This window comes from Priestia megaterium (genome assembly GCF_009497655.1).
Classification (GTDB): Bacteria; Bacillota; Bacilli; order Bacillales; family Bacillaceae_H; genus Priestia; species Priestia zanthoxyli.
This window is the reverse complement of sequence record NZ_CP023317.1, coordinates 189,813-204,539: the sequence shown is the minus strand read 5'-3', so window position 1 is coordinate 204,539 and position 14,727 is coordinate 189,813. Positions and strand designations below refer to the sequence as shown.

General features: G+C 43.0%; 13 protein-coding genes, 11 tRNA genes and 2 rRNA genes. 1 reads left to right on the top strand and 25 read right to left on the bottom strand.

Annotation, left to right across the window (positions count from 1 at the left end):
- Positions 1-5: 5 nt before the first annotated feature.
- The 14 genes from CEQ83_RS01165 to CEQ83_RS01100 all read right to left on the bottom strand — a co-directional run bounded on the left by CEQ83_RS01165 (position 6) and on the right by CEQ83_RS01100 (position 6,452).
- Positions 6-2,941: ribosomal RNA gene (locus CEQ83_RS01165) — 23S ribosomal RNA — on the bottom strand.
- 225 nt (positions 2,942-3,166) lie between these two features.
- Positions 3,167-4,718 (bottom strand): 16S ribosomal RNA (locus CEQ83_RS01160).
- The 16S and 23S rRNA genes sit together here with 11 tRNA genes alongside, the layout of an rRNA operon.
- A gap of 81 nt (positions 4,719-4,799) precedes the next feature.
- Positions 4,800-4,873, bottom strand: a tRNA-Gly gene (locus CEQ83_RS01155).
- Positions 4,874-4,877: 4 nt separating this feature from the next.
- Positions 4,878-4,954 (bottom strand) — tRNA-Arg (locus tag CEQ83_RS01150).
- Positions 4,955-5,044: 90 nt separating this feature from the next.
- Positions 5,045-5,130, bottom strand: a tRNA-Leu gene (locus CEQ83_RS01145).
- Positions 5,131-5,152: 22 nt separating this feature from the next.
- A tRNA-Leu gene (locus CEQ83_RS01140) sits at positions 5,153-5,235 on the bottom strand.
- A 12-nt stretch (positions 5,236-5,247) separates the two neighbouring features.
- Positions 5,248-5,320: transfer RNA gene (locus tag CEQ83_RS01135), tRNA-Lys, on the bottom strand.
- A 4-nt stretch (positions 5,321-5,324) separates the two neighbouring features.
- Positions 5,325-5,399 (bottom strand) — tRNA-Gln (locus tag CEQ83_RS01130).
- 11 nt (positions 5,400-5,410) lie between these two features.
- Positions 5,411-5,486 (bottom strand) — tRNA-Asp (locus CEQ83_RS01125).
- A gap of 29 nt (positions 5,487-5,515) precedes the next feature.
- Positions 5,516-5,591, bottom strand: a tRNA-Val gene (locus tag CEQ83_RS01120).
- Positions 5,592-5,615: 24 nt separating this feature from the next.
- Positions 5,616-5,690 (bottom strand) — tRNA-Glu (locus CEQ83_RS01115).
- Between the two features lie 9 nt (positions 5,691-5,699).
- Positions 5,700-5,790 (bottom strand) — tRNA-Ser (locus tag CEQ83_RS01110).
- Between the two features lie 3 nt (positions 5,791-5,793).
- Positions 5,794-5,868: transfer RNA gene (locus CEQ83_RS01105), tRNA-Asn, on the bottom strand.
- Between the two features lie 134 nt (positions 5,869-6,002).
- Complete coding sequence (locus CEQ83_RS01100) at positions 6,003-6,452, bottom strand: SprT family protein (RefSeq protein ID WP_028411875.1); 450 nt, start codon at positions 6,450-6,452, stop codon at positions 6,003-6,005.
- 109 nt (positions 6,453-6,561) lie between these two features.
- On the opposite strand from CEQ83_RS01100, the gene cmpA reads away from it, so the two are divergent.
- Positions 6,562-6,678: a cortex morphogenetic protein CmpA gene (cmpA, locus tag CEQ83_RS01095; RefSeq protein ID WP_013055014.1), complete on the top strand. Its 117-nt coding sequence runs from the start codon at positions 6,562-6,564 to the stop codon at positions 6,676-6,678.
- Positions 6,679-6,735: 57 nt separating this feature from the next.
- Here the strand turns inward: cmpA and CEQ83_RS01090 are convergent, their stop codons facing one another.
- From CEQ83_RS01090 to CEQ83_RS01040, 11 genes are all read right to left on the bottom strand, one after another.
- Entirely contained in the window at positions 6,736-8,910 is a 2,175-nt protein-coding gene (locus CEQ83_RS01090) for a Tex family protein (RefSeq protein WP_098113854.1), read from the bottom strand.
- 84 nt (positions 8,911-8,994) lie between these two features.
- Entirely contained in the window at positions 8,995-9,600 is a 606-nt protein-coding gene (locus tag CEQ83_RS01085) for a PP2C family serine/threonine-protein phosphatase (RefSeq protein ID WP_033580804.1), read from the bottom strand.
- On the bottom strand, positions 9,600-10,394 hold the full coding sequence (gene sigB, locus CEQ83_RS01080) for an RNA polymerase sigma factor SigB (RefSeq protein WP_013055011.1): 795 nt from the start codon (positions 10,392-10,394) through the stop codon (positions 9,600-9,602). The genes CEQ83_RS01085 and sigB overlap by 1 nt, the downstream gene beginning before the upstream one ends.
- Positions 10,360-10,845, bottom strand: coding sequence for an anti-sigma B factor RsbW (gene rsbW, locus CEQ83_RS01075; RefSeq protein ID WP_025753516.1), 486 nt, complete (start codon positions 10,843-10,845; stop codon positions 10,360-10,362). The genes sigB and rsbW overlap by 35 nt, the downstream gene beginning before the upstream one ends.
- The gene (locus CEQ83_RS01070; protein WP_013055009.1) at positions 10,842-11,174 is read right to left on the bottom strand and encodes an anti-sigma factor antagonist; all 333 of its coding nucleotides are present in this window, start codon (positions 11,172-11,174) and stop codon (positions 10,842-10,844) included. Before CEQ83_RS01070 ends, rsbW begins: the two co-directional genes overlap by 4 nt.
- A 59-nt stretch (positions 11,175-11,233) precedes the next feature.
- Positions 11,234-12,244: a PP2C family protein-serine/threonine phosphatase gene (locus tag CEQ83_RS01065; RefSeq protein WP_155016969.1), complete on the bottom strand. Its 1,011-nt coding sequence runs from the start codon at positions 12,242-12,244 to the stop codon at positions 11,234-11,236.
- Positions 12,245-12,257: 13 nt separating this feature from the next.
- Positions 12,258-12,659 carry an anti-sigma regulatory factor gene (locus tag CEQ83_RS01060; protein ID WP_013055007.1) on the bottom strand — a complete coding sequence of 134 codons (402 nt, stop codon included), beginning with the start codon at positions 12,657-12,659 and terminating at the stop codon, positions 12,258-12,260.
- 3 nt (positions 12,660-12,662) lie between these two features.
- Positions 12,663-13,019, bottom strand: coding sequence for an STAS domain-containing protein (locus CEQ83_RS01055; protein WP_013055006.1), 357 nt, complete (start codon positions 13,017-13,019; stop codon positions 12,663-12,665).
- 2 nt (positions 13,020-13,021) lie between these two features.
- Positions 13,022-13,858, bottom strand: coding sequence for an RsbT co-antagonist protein RsbRA (locus CEQ83_RS01050; RefSeq protein WP_013055005.1), 837 nt, complete (start codon positions 13,856-13,858; stop codon positions 13,022-13,024).
- Positions 13,859-14,015: 157 nt separating this feature from the next.
- Positions 14,016-14,366 carry a type II toxin-antitoxin system endoribonuclease NdoA gene (gene ndoA, locus CEQ83_RS01045; RefSeq protein WP_013055004.1) on the bottom strand — a complete coding sequence of 117 codons (351 nt, stop codon included), beginning with the start codon at positions 14,364-14,366 and terminating at the stop codon, positions 14,016-14,018.
- A gap of 4 nt (positions 14,367-14,370) precedes the next feature.
- On the bottom strand, positions 14,371-14,652 hold the full coding sequence (locus CEQ83_RS01040; protein ID WP_013055003.1) for a CopG family ribbon-helix-helix protein: 282 nt from the start codon (positions 14,650-14,652) through the stop codon (positions 14,371-14,373).
- Between the last annotated feature and the right edge of the window lie 75 nt (positions 14,653-14,727).

Genomic DNA, 14,727 nt, shown 5'->3' with positions numbered 1-14,727 from the left:
AAAGTTTGGTTAAGTCCTCGATCGATTAGTATCAGTCAGCTACACATGTCGCCACGCTTCCACCTCTGACCTATCAACCTGATCATCTTTCAGGGATCTTACTAGCTTGCGCTATGGGAAATCTCATCTTGAGGGGGGCTTCATGCTTAGATGCTTTCAGCACTTATCCCGTCCACACATAGCTACCCAGCGATGCCTTTGGCAAGACAACTGGTACACCAGCGGTGTGTCCATCCCGGTCCTCTCGTACTAAGGACAGCTCCTCTCAAATTTCCTACGCCCACGACGGATAGGGACCGAACTGTCTCACGACGTTCTGAACCCAGCTCGCGTACCGCTTTAATGGGCGAACAGCCCAACCCTTGGGACCGACTACAGCCCCAGGATGCGATGAGCCGACATCGAGGTGCCAAACCTCCCCGTCGATGTGGACTCTTGGGGGAGATAAGCCTGTTATCCCCGGGGTAGCTTTTATCCGTTGAGCGATGGCCCTTCCATGCGGAACCACCGGATCACTAAGCCCGACTTTCGTCCCTGCTCGACTTGTAGGTCTCGCAGTCAAGCTCCCTTGTGCCTTTACACTCTACGAATGATTTCCAACCATTCTGAGGGAACCTTTGGGCGCCTCCGTTACATTTTAGGAGGCGACCGCCCCAGTCAAACTGCCCACCTGACACTGTCTCCCGGCCCGATCAGGGCCGCGGGTTAGAATTTCAATACAGCCAGGGTAGTATCCCACCGACGCCTCCACCGAAGCTAGCGCTCCGGCTTCTCAGGCTCCTACCTATCCTGTACAAGCTGTACCAAAATTCAATATCAGGCTACAGTAAAGCTCCACGGGGTCTTTCCGTCCTGTCGCGGGTAACCTGCATCTTCACAGGTACTATAATTTCACCGAGTCTCTCGTTGAGACAGTGCCCAGATCGTTACGCCTTTCGTGCGGGTCGGAACTTACCCGACAAGGAATTTCGCTACCTTAGGACCGTTATAGTTACGGCCGCCGTTTACTGGGGCTTCGATTCAGAGCTTCTCCCAAAGGATAACCCCTCCTCTTAACCTTCCAGCACCGGGCAGGCGTCAGCCCCTATACTTCGCCTTGCGGCTTCGCAGAGACCTGTGTTTTTGCTAAACAGTCGCCTGGGCCTATTCACTGCGGCTCTCTCGGGCTATACACCCTACCAGAGCACCCCTTCTCCCGAAGTTACGGGGTCATTTTGCCGAGTTCCTTAACGAGAGTTCTCTCGATCACCTTAGGATTCTCTCCTCGCCTACCTGTGTCGGTTTGCGGTACGGGCACCTCCCGCCTCGCTAGAGGCTTTTCTTGGCAGTGTGGAATCAGGAACTTCGGTACTATAATTCCCTCGTCATCACAGCTCAGCCTTTATGATGAGCGGATTTGCCTACTCATCAGCCTAACTGCTTGAACGCGCATATCCAGCAGCGCGCTTACCCTATCCTACTGCGTCCCCCCATTACTCAAACGGCGGGGAGGTGGTACAGGAATATCAACCTGTTGGCCATCGCCTACGCTTTTCAGCCTCGGCTTAGGTCCCGACTAACCCTGAGCGGACGAGCCTTCCTCAGGAAACCTTAGGCATTCGGTGGACAAGATTCTCACTTGTCTTTCGCTACTCATACCGGCATTCTCACTTCTAAGCGCTCCACCAGTCCTTACGGTCTGACTTCACAGCACTTAGAACGCTCTCCTACCACTGACATCAAAGATGTCAATCCACAGCTTCGGTGATACGTTTAGCCCCGGTACATTTTCGGCGCAGAGTCACTCGACCAGTGAGCTATTACGCACTCTTTAAATGGTGGCTGCTTCTAAGCCAACATCCTGGTTGTCTAAGCAACTCCACATCCTTTTCCACTTAACGTATACTTGGGGACCTTAGCTGGTGGTCTGGGCTGTTTCCCTTTTGACTACGGATCTTATCACTCGCAGTCTGACTCCCATGGATAAGTCTTTGGCATTCGGAGTTTGACTGAATTCGGTAACCCGTTGGGGGCCCCTAGTCCAATCAGTGCTCTACCTCCAAGACTCTCACAACATGAGGCTAGCCCTAAAGCTATTTCGGAGAGAACCAGCTATCTCCAGGTTCGATTGGAATTTCTCCGCTACCCACACCTCATCCCCGCACTTTTCAACGTGCGTGGGTTCGGGCCTCCATTCAGTGTTACCTGAACTTCACCCTGGACATGGGTAGATCACCTGGTTTCGGGTCTACAACCACATACTAAACGCCCTATTCAGACTCGCTTTCGCTACGGCTCCGCCTTATCAGCTTAACCTTGCATGGGATCGTAACTCGCCGGTTCATTCTACAAAAGGCACGCCATCACCCGTTAACGGGCTCTGACTACTTGTAGGCACACGGTTTCAGGATCTCTTTCACTCCCCTTCCGGGGTGCTTTTCACCTTTCCCTCACGGTACTGGTTCACTATCGGTCACTAGGTAGTATTTAGCCTTGGGAGATGGTCCTCCCAGCTTCCGACGGAATTTCACGTGTTCCGCCGTACTCAGGATCCACTCAAGAGGGAACGAAGTTTCAACTACAGGGTTGTTACCTTCTTCGACGGACCTTTCCAGGTCGCTTCATTTACTTCGTTCCTTTGTAACTCCGTATAGAGTGTCCTACAACCCCAAGAGGCAAGCCTCTTGGTTTGGGCTAATTCCGTTTCGCTCGCCGCTACTCAGGAAATCGCATTTGCTTTCTCTTCCTCCGGGTACTTAGATGTTTCAGTTCCCCGGGTCTGCCTTCAATATCCTATGTATTCAGATAAAGATACTGTTCCATTACGAACAGTGGGTTTCCCCATTCGGAAATCTCCGGATCAAAGCTCACTTACAGCTCCCCGAAGCATATCGGTGTTAGTCCCGTCCTTCATCGGCTCCTAGTGCCAAGGCATTCACCGTGCGCCCTTTCTAACTTAACCATTAGCGAATAAATGGTACAACATAAAGTTGTGTTATTTATTGGTTTGATTAAAGAAAAGTTTCACTTTTCCTCAGCAATTACTGTTATCTAGTTTTCAAAGAACAATCGCAACCAAAATTCTTCTTATCTAATAAGAAGAAAGTAGTATGCTTTCTATAATTGAGAGATTGAACTCTCAAAACTGAACAAAGTGTCAAAACGTACGTCATGTAAAAATCCTTAGAAAGGAGGTGATCCAGCCGCACCTTCCGATACGGCTACCTTGTTACGACTTCACCCCAATCATCTGTCCCACCTTAGGCGGCTAGCTCCTTACGGTTACTCCACCGACTTCGGGTGTTACAAACTCTCGTGGTGTGACGGGCGGTGTGTACAAGGCCCGGGAACGTATTCACCGCGGCATGCTGATCCGCGATTACTAGCGATTCCAGCTTCATGTAGGCGAGTTGCAGCCTACAATCCGAACTGAGAATGGTTTTATGGGATTGGCTTGACCTCGCGGTCTTGCAGCCCTTTGTACCATCCATTGTAGCACGTGTGTAGCCCAGGTCATAAGGGGCATGATGATTTGACGTCATCCCCACCTTCCTCCGGTTTGTCACCGGCAGTCACCTTAGAGTGCCCAACTAAATGCTGGCAACTAAGATCAAGGGTTGCGCTCGTTGCGGGACTTAACCCAACATCTCACGACACGAGCTGACGACAACCATGCACCACCTGTCACTCTGTCCCCCGAAGGGGAACGCTCTATCTCTAGAGTTGTCAGAGGATGTCAAGACCTGGTAAGGTTCTTCGCGTTGCTTCGAATTAAACCACATGCTCCACCGCTTGTGCGGGCCCCCGTCAATTCCTTTGAGTTTCAGTCTTGCGACCGTACTCCCCAGGCGGAGTGCTTAATGCGTTAGCTGCAGCACTAAAGGGCGGAAACCCTCTAACACTTAGCACTCATCGTTTACGGCGTGGACTACCAGGGTATCTAATCCTGTTTGCTCCCCACGCTTTCGCGCCTCAGCGTCAGTTACAGACCAAAAAGCCGCCTTCGCCACTGGTGTTCCTCCACATCTCTACGCATTTCACCGCTACACGTGGAATTCCGCTTTTCTCTTCTGCACTCAAGTTCCCCAGTTTCCAATGACCCTCCACGGTTGAGCCGTGGGCTTTCACATCAGACTTAAGAAACCGCCTGCGCGCGCTTTACGCCCAATAATTCCGGATAACGCTTGCCACCTACGTATTACCGCGGCTGCTGGCACGTAGTTAGCCGTGGCTTTCTGGTTAGGTACCGTCAAGGTACGAGCAGTTACTCTCGTACTTGTTCTTCCCTAACAACAGAGTTTTACGACCCGAAAGCCTTCATCACTCACGCGGCGTTGCTCCGTCAGACTTTCGTCCATTGCGGAAGATTCCCTACTGCTGCCTCCCGTAGGAGTCTGGGCCGTGTCTCAGTCCCAGTGTGGCCGATCACCCTCTCAGGTCGGCTATGCATCGTTGCCTTGGTGAGCCGTTACCTCACCAACTAGCTAATGCACCGCGGGCCCATCTGTAAGTGATAGCCGAAACCATCTTTCAATCATCTCCCATGAAGGAGAAGATCCTATCCGGTATTAGCTTCGGTTTCCCGAAGTTATCCCAGTCTTACAGGCAGGTTGCCCACGTGTTACTCACCCGTCCGCCGCTAACGTCATAGAAGCAAGCTTCTAATCAGTTCGCTCGACTTGCATGTATTAGGCACGCCGCCAGCGTTCATCCTGAGCCAGGATCAAACTCTCCGAAGAAATGTTTGACTTGCTCATTTAAAAAATAAAAATTAACGTTGACGTTTGTCGCTTTGTTCAGTTTTCAAAGTTCAATATATTTGGAGCGGGTGATGAGAATCGAACTCACGACATCAGCTTGGAAGGCTGAGGTTTTACCACTAAACTACACCCGCAATATGGCGCGCCCGAGAGGAGTCGAACCCCTAACCTTTTGATCCGTAGTCAAACGCTCTATCCAATTGAGCTACGGGCGCTTCTTATGATGTTTACCGCCGTTGTTTTGGCGACTTTATTATAATATCATTTCTATTTTCTTATGTCAATACTTTTTTAAAAAGTTTTTTTGGTGCGGCCGAGAGGACTTGAACCTCCACGGGGTCGCCCCCACTAGGCCCTCAACCTAGCGCGTCTGCCATTCCGCCACGACCGCTAAATACATAAAATGAATAAGATGCGGGTGAAGGGACTTGAACCCCCACGTCGTAAAGACACTAGATCCTAAGTCTAGCGCGTCTGCCAATTCCGCCACACCCGCAAGAAATGAAAATGAGCCATGAAGGACTCGAACCTTCGACCCTCTGATTAAAAGTCAGATGCTCTACCAACTGAGCTAATGGCTCTTTATGGCTGGGCTAGCTGGATTCGAACCAACGCATGACGGAATCAAAATCCGTTGCCTTACCGCTTGGCGATAGCCCAATAATTTAAAATGGCGGTCCCGACGGGAATCGAACCCGCGATCTCCTGCGTGACAGGCAGGCATGTTAACCGCTACACCACGGGACCATCCAAAATTATGTATGAAACAGTCAAAATGGTGGAGGATGACGGGATCGAACCGCCGACCCCCTGCTTGTAAGGCAGGTGCTCTCCCAGCTGAGCTAATCCTCCACAGGATATGTAAATAAAAATCAATGGTGACCCGTACGGGATTCGAACCCGTGTTACCGCCGTGAAAGGGCGGTGTCTTAACCGCTTGACCAACGGGCCATTATAAAATGGCGGAGAAGGAGGGATTTGAACCCTCGCGCCGCTTACACGACCTACACCCTTAGCAGGGGCGCCTCTTCAGCCACTTGAGTACTTCTCCATATGGCTCCACAGGTAGGACTCGAACCTACGACCGATCGGTTAACAGCCGATAGCTCTACCACTGAGCTACTGTGGAATAATATTTATCAGACTTCTTACATTGTAATCGACATTATATGTAATGTCAATAAGTTTTTGTAATTTCTTTGCCGTTTATTTGAGACGGCTTTATTAATTTACCATAATGAATCTATTTTAGTCAAGCATCTTCTACATTTTTTTTAATTTACCTTTACACTTCCCACAAACATATTTAACTGTGTTCACTTTTCTTTTTCGAACATATTTTTGATCACACTGCATACATACATATATGTGCTCTTTTTTCTTTCCATCACTTTCTTTTTTCAATGCCTGACAAAATCGAGGTGCATCTACTTCTTTCATTAACCTTTTAAAGTCTTGATCTCCATGCTTATACCCTTTCCCCTCAATATGCAAATGATAGTGACAGAGCTCATGTTTAATAATTTCTACTATTTCTTGTGTGCCATATTGTTCAAAGTATTTGTAGTTTACTTCTATATTAGATGTACGTAACAAATACCTTCCGCCTGTCGTACGTAACCGAGAATTAAAAGTGGCTTCATGACGAAATGGTTTGTGAAACAGCTTCAATGAAATTTCTTCTACAAGTATTTGTAAATCCTTATCATTCATCTTACATACTCCTCTACTGTATGAAATCACCTGACTAGCTCTTGGGGCATACACTTCATTACATACTCACTATTCACCTTATCATAAATGAAAAGGAGTGATTGTCCTTATGCCAATGTGGCTACAAAAACAAATGAGGCGCGCTTATTCTGAAAAAGACCGTGCACAAATAAAATTGCTCAACCAATGTTGGTTTTTTTATCAAAAAAATAATTCCGCTTCTTAAATCACTTCTTTTTACAAATAAAATTGCCTTTTCAGAAAATCTGAAAAGGCAATTTTATTATTGATGGGGCGGAATCATCGTCAGTGCAACTCTTCCTTTTTTCATATCTACGTCTTCTACCCACACATTCACCAAATCTCCTACTGAAACGACATCGAGGGGATGCTTAACGTACCGATTCGTTAATTTAGAAATATGGACTAGACCGTCTTGCTTAACTCCTATATCGATGAACGCTCCGAAGTCTACGACGTTTCGCACCGTTCCTTCAAGCTGAATACCTTTTGCTAGATCCTCTAGCTTCAAAATATCCTGACGGAGCAAAGGTTTTGGCAGTTCATCACGAGGATCTCTTTCCGGTCTTACGAGCGCTTCTATAATGTCTTTTAAAGTAAGCTCCCCTATACTTAGTTCTTCTGATATTTCGGGTAAAGAAATATGTTTTAATGCTTCTTTTACTTTCTCCGTTCCAAGTTCAGTCTCTTTCACTTCCGCTTTCTTTAAAAGCTTTTTAACGTCTCCATATGTTTCAGGATGGATACCCGTTCTGTCTAAAGGTTCTTCACCTTCTATAATACGTAAAAACCCAATACACTGCTCATATGTTTTAGCCCCTAGACGCGGAATTTTCTTCAACTGTTTTCGGTTAGAGAATTTTCCGTTTTCATCCCGATATTTTACAATGTTTTGAGCAACTGTCTTATTTAGACCAGCAACGTATTGTAGAAGCGAAGCAGAAGCCGTGTTTGCATTCACTCCTACTTGGTTTACTACTGTCTCTACAATAAAAGTCAGTGAATCATTTAATTGCTTTTGAGACACATCATGCTGATATTGCCCTACTCCTACCGACTTAGGATCGATTTTCACAAGCTCAGCCAGCGGATCTTGCAGCCTTCTGGCAATCGATACAGCGCTTCGCTCTTCTACTTGAAAATCAGGGAATTCTTCTCTAGCAACATCAGAAGCCGAATATACGCTTGCTCCCGCTTCATTCACAATCAAATAATAAACTGGGTTTTCAATTTCTTTAAGAACATCCGCTACAAATTGCTCCGTTTCGCGAGATGCCGTTCCATTTCCAATTGCCACTACTTCAATAGGGTATTCAGCGAACATTTTCTTTAATTTATTTTGTGCTTCAGCTGCTTTTCTCACAGGAGGATGTGGATAAATAACATCAATTTTTAATACCTTGCCTGTTTCATCTACTACAGCTAATTTGCAGCCTGTTCGAAAAGCTGGATCTACTCCTAATACCACTTTCCCTTTCAATGGAGGTTGGAGAAGAAGTTTTCGTAAGTTTTCAGAAAAGATGTGAATGGCTCTTTCTTCCGCTTTTTCTGATAGGTCTTTACGAATTTCGCGTTCAATAGATGGTTCTATTAAGCGTTTATAAGCATCTTCTATAGCTGAGATGATATAACCTTCAGCTGAAGAATCCCTTTTCTTGATTACTTCTTTATGTAAATATGAAAGAATACGATCTGTAGGCGCGTCAATACTCACTTTTAAAATACCGTCTTTTTCTCCTCTATTCATAGCTAAAATACGGTGAGGAACGATTCGCTTTACCGCTTCTGTATATTCATAGTACATTTCATAGATATTTTTTCCATCTTTTTCCGGATCTTTGACTGAAGTAACAATTATGCCATCTTTTACAGTGGTCGTACGAATCCATTGACGGTAAGATGCTTCGTCAGAAATTTGTTCCGCTACAATGTCTAGGGCTCCCTGAATAGCTTCGTCAGAAGATTGAACTCCTGCTTCTTCATTTATGTATGTTTGCGCTTCAATGTTCACGTCAGAATTCGGGAAACTTAGTAGCCACTGTGCTAATGGTTCAAGACCTTTTTCTTTTGCTACAGTTGCTTTTGTACGTCGTTTTTGCTTAAAAGGGCGGTATAAATCTTCTACTTGCTGCAATTTCTTCGCTTGATGAATTTGAGCAGACAGTTCCTCAGTTAATTTCCCTTGCTCTTCAATTAATCGGTGAACTTCCTGTTTACGCTCCTCTAAATTCATTAAATAGTTCCAGGAATCTAAAATATTCCGGATTTGGACTTCATCCAAAGCACCAGTTTGTTCTTTTCTATATCGAGCAATAAAGGGAACTGTATTACCATCTTCTACTAAAGCAATTACGTTTTGTACTTGCTTGTGTGAAATCTCTACCTCTTTACTTACACGTTGAACAATTTGATTATCTAATTTCGTTGCAACAGACACAGCTTATCCTCCTACCTAAATGAAACTTTGTCTCTATTGTAACAAAACTCACATGCAATAACACATGTGAGCTAAAAAGAAAGGCTATGCAGTTGGAAGATGACCAGCGATATACGTAATATCGTCATTATGAGATCGAATTGCTGCCTGTAGGCGTGTCGACAATTGATCGACATTCATCGAGTTAGCAAAAACAGATTTAATCTCTTTTAATTCTAAGCCATCTGTATGAATCAAAAATTTAGAACCGGAGTCATATGGGAAGGTTTGTGTGCGGAACTTTTGAATTTTCCCTGATAAAAAACCTTGAATTGGCAGAGGGTACGTTAATTTCCCCTCCGGAGAATACAGATAAAAGCGGATATTACCTACATTTGTGTAATGAAATTCGTTATGTTTTTTATCAATTTTCAAAATAGCTACTGCTGCGCCTCTTGTATGTCGAGTAGCCTTGTTGCACTTAGAAATGATCTCATCTACATCTAGATGATGATGAGCTTTCGCTACATCCGTAACAGCTACAGAAGCGGCTCTGGCTTGTTCACCGCTTCCTAATCCATCTGCCACTGCACATAGAAAATAATCATCCGTTTCTTTGACATAGTAACTATCTCCACAACACACGTTCCCTTGCTTTGGCTCTTGATATATATGAGTTTGAATCGACTTTGTATTCGGGTCTACTGTCATCACGACATATACTCCGAATCGTTAGAATCTGAGCGAGCTGCAGTCCTTAGCTTATCAAGAGCTCTTCTTTGCAGTCGAGATACATGCATTTGAGAAATCCCTAATTTCTCACCGGCATCTTTTTGACTCAGATTTTCAATAAATGTATAGCGAATTACTTCTTTTTCTCTATCGCTTAATACATGAAGAATCTTTTCTAACACTAAGCGCTGATCAGTTTTCTCATAACCCGACTCTTGTTCACCTACTAAATCAAGGATTGTAACAGTACTTCCATCAGAGTCTGCTTCAATAGAATGATCAACAGACAACGCTTGATAACTTTGCCCCATCTCCATCGTTTCTAAAATTTCTTCCTCTGTCACTCCGATATGATCAGCAATTTCTTTTACTTGAGGAGATCGCTGTAAACGGGTTGTTAGCTCTTCGACAGCTGCTTTAATTTTAGGACCTAATTCTTTGATGCGGCGCGGTACGTGAACACTCCACGTTTTATCGCGTAAAAATCGCTTAATCTCTCCAATGATTGTAGGAACAGCAAACGATTCAAAACTTCTTCCAAATGAAGCATCATACCTTCTAATAGCTCCTAACAGTCCTAGCATCCCTACCTGCACAATATCTTCATGTAAGCTTCTGCCTTTTGAATAACGACGTGCAATAGATTCAACAAGGTTCTTGTAATGTACTACTAGATCACTTTGTGCTTCTTCATCCTGCGTTTTTTGAAAGCGCTCAATTCGTTCCTGAACCTGTTCTTTAGTTAATTTCATAGGTTGAGACTGTGTTTTCATCACTCTCCACCTGCTCTCTTTGCACATACTTAGTCATCATTAGCGTTACACCTTTTGAATTGACCATTTTCACTTCGTCCATTAGTGTTTCAATTAAATATAAACCAAGTCCACCTTCAGGAAGAAATTCAACTTCTTTTGATGTTTCATAAGGTCCTATATGTTCCTTAAGCTCTTCAAAATTAAAGCTTTCGCCTTTATCGACCACCATGATTTCTAAACGGTCATCAAATAAACCAAAACCTACTCTCACTTCACCATTTTCTTCACTCTTGTAAGCATGCTGTACGGCATTTGTACATGCCTCACTCACAGCAATTTTCATATCTTCAATTTCATCATAAGAAAAACCCATCCGGTTCGCTACACCAGACAGCGTCAGTCGAATAATCGCTACATAGTCTGGCTTAGCAGGAATCTTCATCTCAACAAAGTCATAAGGCTGTTTCATTTTACGCCACCTTCTACTTGTGAATTCACGTTTAAAATGTCTGTGAGGCCCGTAATATCAAATAAGCGCTTGATGCGCTCTGATACACCAACAAATTTCAAAGAGCCGTTATTTTTCTTATTGGCTTTTAACAATGCAATAAATACACCTAGTCCTGTACTATCCATGTATGATACATCGGTTAAATCGACTATAATTTCCGGTTCAGTATGTTCAGTAATTTCCATGAACTTTTCTTTTAGCTTAGGTGCTGTATATGCGTCAATCTCTCCAGCCAGCTTAATACGATATGCTTGACCGTCCTTTTGTATATCTATTTTTAAATTCATCGTATTAGTAGACCCCCTCTAATTTTGTGCTATCTTTTCTGTACCCTTATTTAGAATACTTAAACTAAACTCTTCAAAATAATCAATGTAAAGTCATCTCTCAATTGAAAATGCTGTAATTTTTCCAGCTCTTTATATACAGATTCTACAATTTCTTGAGGAGACAAATGCATGTATTTTTGAATTAATTTTATGATGTCCAATCTTTCGATAAATCCTTCTTCAGTTCTGCATTCTGTTACACCATCTGTTAACAGAACAATCATATCGCCTTTTGAAAGCTGCTGCTCGTACTGAAGATATTTCACATGGCGATCGACTCCTAGCACGAGTCCTTTTGCTTCCAAATCTTCAAATGAATCAGCTTTGGCATCATAATAAAAGCCTGGCTCATGCCCTGCAGATGCATAATCAAATAAGTTTGTCTCGGGATTATAACTTCCGTAGAACATCGTAATAAACATACTTGGATCTACGTTTCTCTCTACAATATTATTCAAGTTCTCCAATACGTAACTTGGATTTTTTCTTGAGTCCGGTAAGCTGTCCATTGCATACTTGATCATAGACATACACATTGCAGCTGGAATTCCTTTTCCGATCACATCGGCAATGGCAATACTTAATCCACCGTGCTCTTCTTCTACAAAGTGAAAATAATCTCCGTTCATCTGTTTAGCAGGTACGCTAATCGCGCCAATTTCTAAAGTTGAACTAGCCGGAACCTTTGTCCCTAACAGCGTCTGCTGGACGTTAGCGGCAACTTCGATTTCAGAACGAAGTTCCCGCTGCTTATTTTTTAATGTTTGATGCTCACGAAGAGCAAGACCGTAGCTAATCATTACCTCAAGTAAAAAGTCCAGAGAATGCAGCACTTTTTCTGGAATATCAGAATAAATTTCTTCAATCACTTCTTTATGAATGCTCACAATATCTTCTGGCGATATTTCATTCTCTAAAGATTTTCTACTTAGTTTTTGTCCTTGATACAAAATTTGTTCATTTTGTGTTTGGATATAGTTCCCCAAAATATCTTTGTATAAATCTCTCATCTCTTTATCAAAAGACATTATCTATTTCCTCCTACCGGAGCCACTTAACTGCTTTAATCTCAGTACCTTCTCCGACATTTGTTTCGATGTCAAACTCATCCATCAATCGTTTTACCCCAGGAAGCCCAGCTCCTAGTCCACCCGATGTTGAGTATCCATCTTCCATTACTTTGCGAACGTCGGGGATACCTGGCCCTTCATCTGTTGCTACGACAAGAAGACCGTTTTTTCCTCCACGATTTAATTTCTCAATATAGATTTGACCCTTACCCGCATATAGGTAAATATTACGAGCTAATTCAGAAATGGCGGTTGTAATACGAGCTTGGTCAACTGTTCCAAACCCTAGCTCTTTCGACACATTTCTACCTAATTGGCGTGCCGCTACGATGTCCCATTCTGTTACGATTTTTACGCTGGATTGGAATTCCATATACTAATCCCCCAATTCCGATTGGAGTTTCTCAAGACCTTTTTCTAAATCGAGTGCAGTAAGAACATCGTTTAGGCCAATCCCTAACTCAACAAGTGTAATAGCTACTGCAGGCTGGATACCTGTTAATACTACTCTGGCCCCCATCAAATTAGACATGCTAACCACGTCACCTAACACTTTTGCGATGAATGAATCGATCATATCAATTGAAGTTAAATCGATTACCACTCCTTTTGCTCCAGTTTGATGAATTTTACTTAGCAAATCTTCTTGGAATTGAATAGCCGTTTGATCATCCAGCTCCCATTGAATGGATACCAATAAGTAGTCGTACAATTTCAAAATGGGTATTCTCACGTTTATTCCTCCGATTCTATATCAACTATTTTCCGCTCAGTCATTTCTAACGCAAACTCTACACCTTTTTTTAATGAGTTTTTCGTAATAATTTCATTTAAGTTAATACCTAAGTTCACAATAGTCTGAGCAATTTCCGGACGAATTCCTACTAACAAACACTTGGCTCCAACCAAACGTACGGCTTCAGCAGCTTGAATGATATGATGGGCAACCATCGTATCCACTACTGGTACTCCGGTAATATCTATTAATACGACCTCTGATCGGTGCTTTACGACACCTTGCAGTAAGTTTTCCATAATTTTCTTTGCACGATCGGTGTCAATTGTTCCCACAAGCGGCATTACCGTAATTTTATCAAATACCGGTATTAATGGAGCAGACAATTCTTGAAGTGCAACTTTTTGCAACATAACTGTATTTTCCCACGAGTTGGAGTATTGTTCTACTATTTTGTTATAAATAGGGCTTAACCACTTGTCAAACCGATAGAATAATTCAGAATGAGTTTGATCAGCCTTTACATGTTCACTGTTTACATACCCTTCAACCACTACATGACCCAAGTTACGTACACCCTGTGTCAAATAAGCAAGAGGCCATCCTAAACTCACAACTCGTCCTACTACTTCCTCTAGTTCCTCTGCAAAATTTTCCTGATCACGGAATGCTTTTGCCAAAAGTAAATTTACAAAATCAGAGCTTACATTTACGTACACTTGCTCGGATACAATGTTTTTAATCCGCTCTGTTTCCACATCATTCATTAACACTAGCCATCGATCAAAAATTTCTGATTTATGATTTTGTATATAATTGAATAAATCTTGATTCATGAGGTCCTCCTTGTGAGTCAATACACTCATTTATATCTATATATATATTATCATTTTTAAAACGTTTCTTATTACAATATACGTTTACTGATTATTCCTAGTCAAATTAAAAAAGTTGCTCATAAAGGAGCAACTTAGCATAAATGGAAGTATAATTCTAAAAGTCGATAAGTCCTACACTGATTTGCAAGGCTTCATCCACTCTGTCCATCATTTCATCATCTAAATGGGTAATCTTGTCTGTTAGCCTCTGTTTATCAATAGTACGAATTTGTTCTAGTAAAATAACTGAATCTCGCTCAAATCCATAGCGCTTTGCATCAATTTCAACATGCGTAGGTAACTTTGCCTTTTGAATTTGAGCAGTGATCGCAGCTACAATAACAGTTGGGCTAAAACGATTGCCTATATCATTTTGAATGACAAGTACAGGGCGAACGCCTCCTTGTTCTGAGCCAACAACAGGAGATAGGTCAGCAAAATAAACGTCGCCACGTTTGACTACCAAGTCATTACCCCCCGCTTACTAAACGATCCACAGTATGATCAGCTTCATACTCTGCTAGAAAAGCCTCGGAAGCAATATTTAAGTTTATCTTTGCCATCTCCATATATCCACGTCTCATTGATTCGCGAATATGGCGTTTTTTTCGCTCACGAAGGTACAATTTTGTTGCTTGGTGAATAAAATCACTTCGGTTGCCATTTTCTTGTTTAACCATAAGATCGAGCTCCGATACTAAATTTTTCGGTAATCTTACTAGGATTTCTGTAGTTGCGCTCGCTTCAGACACAAACATACACCTCCAACATCAATACACACACCAATAGTCTCATCTTTCCTTATCATAACATTGATTAGCTTTAAT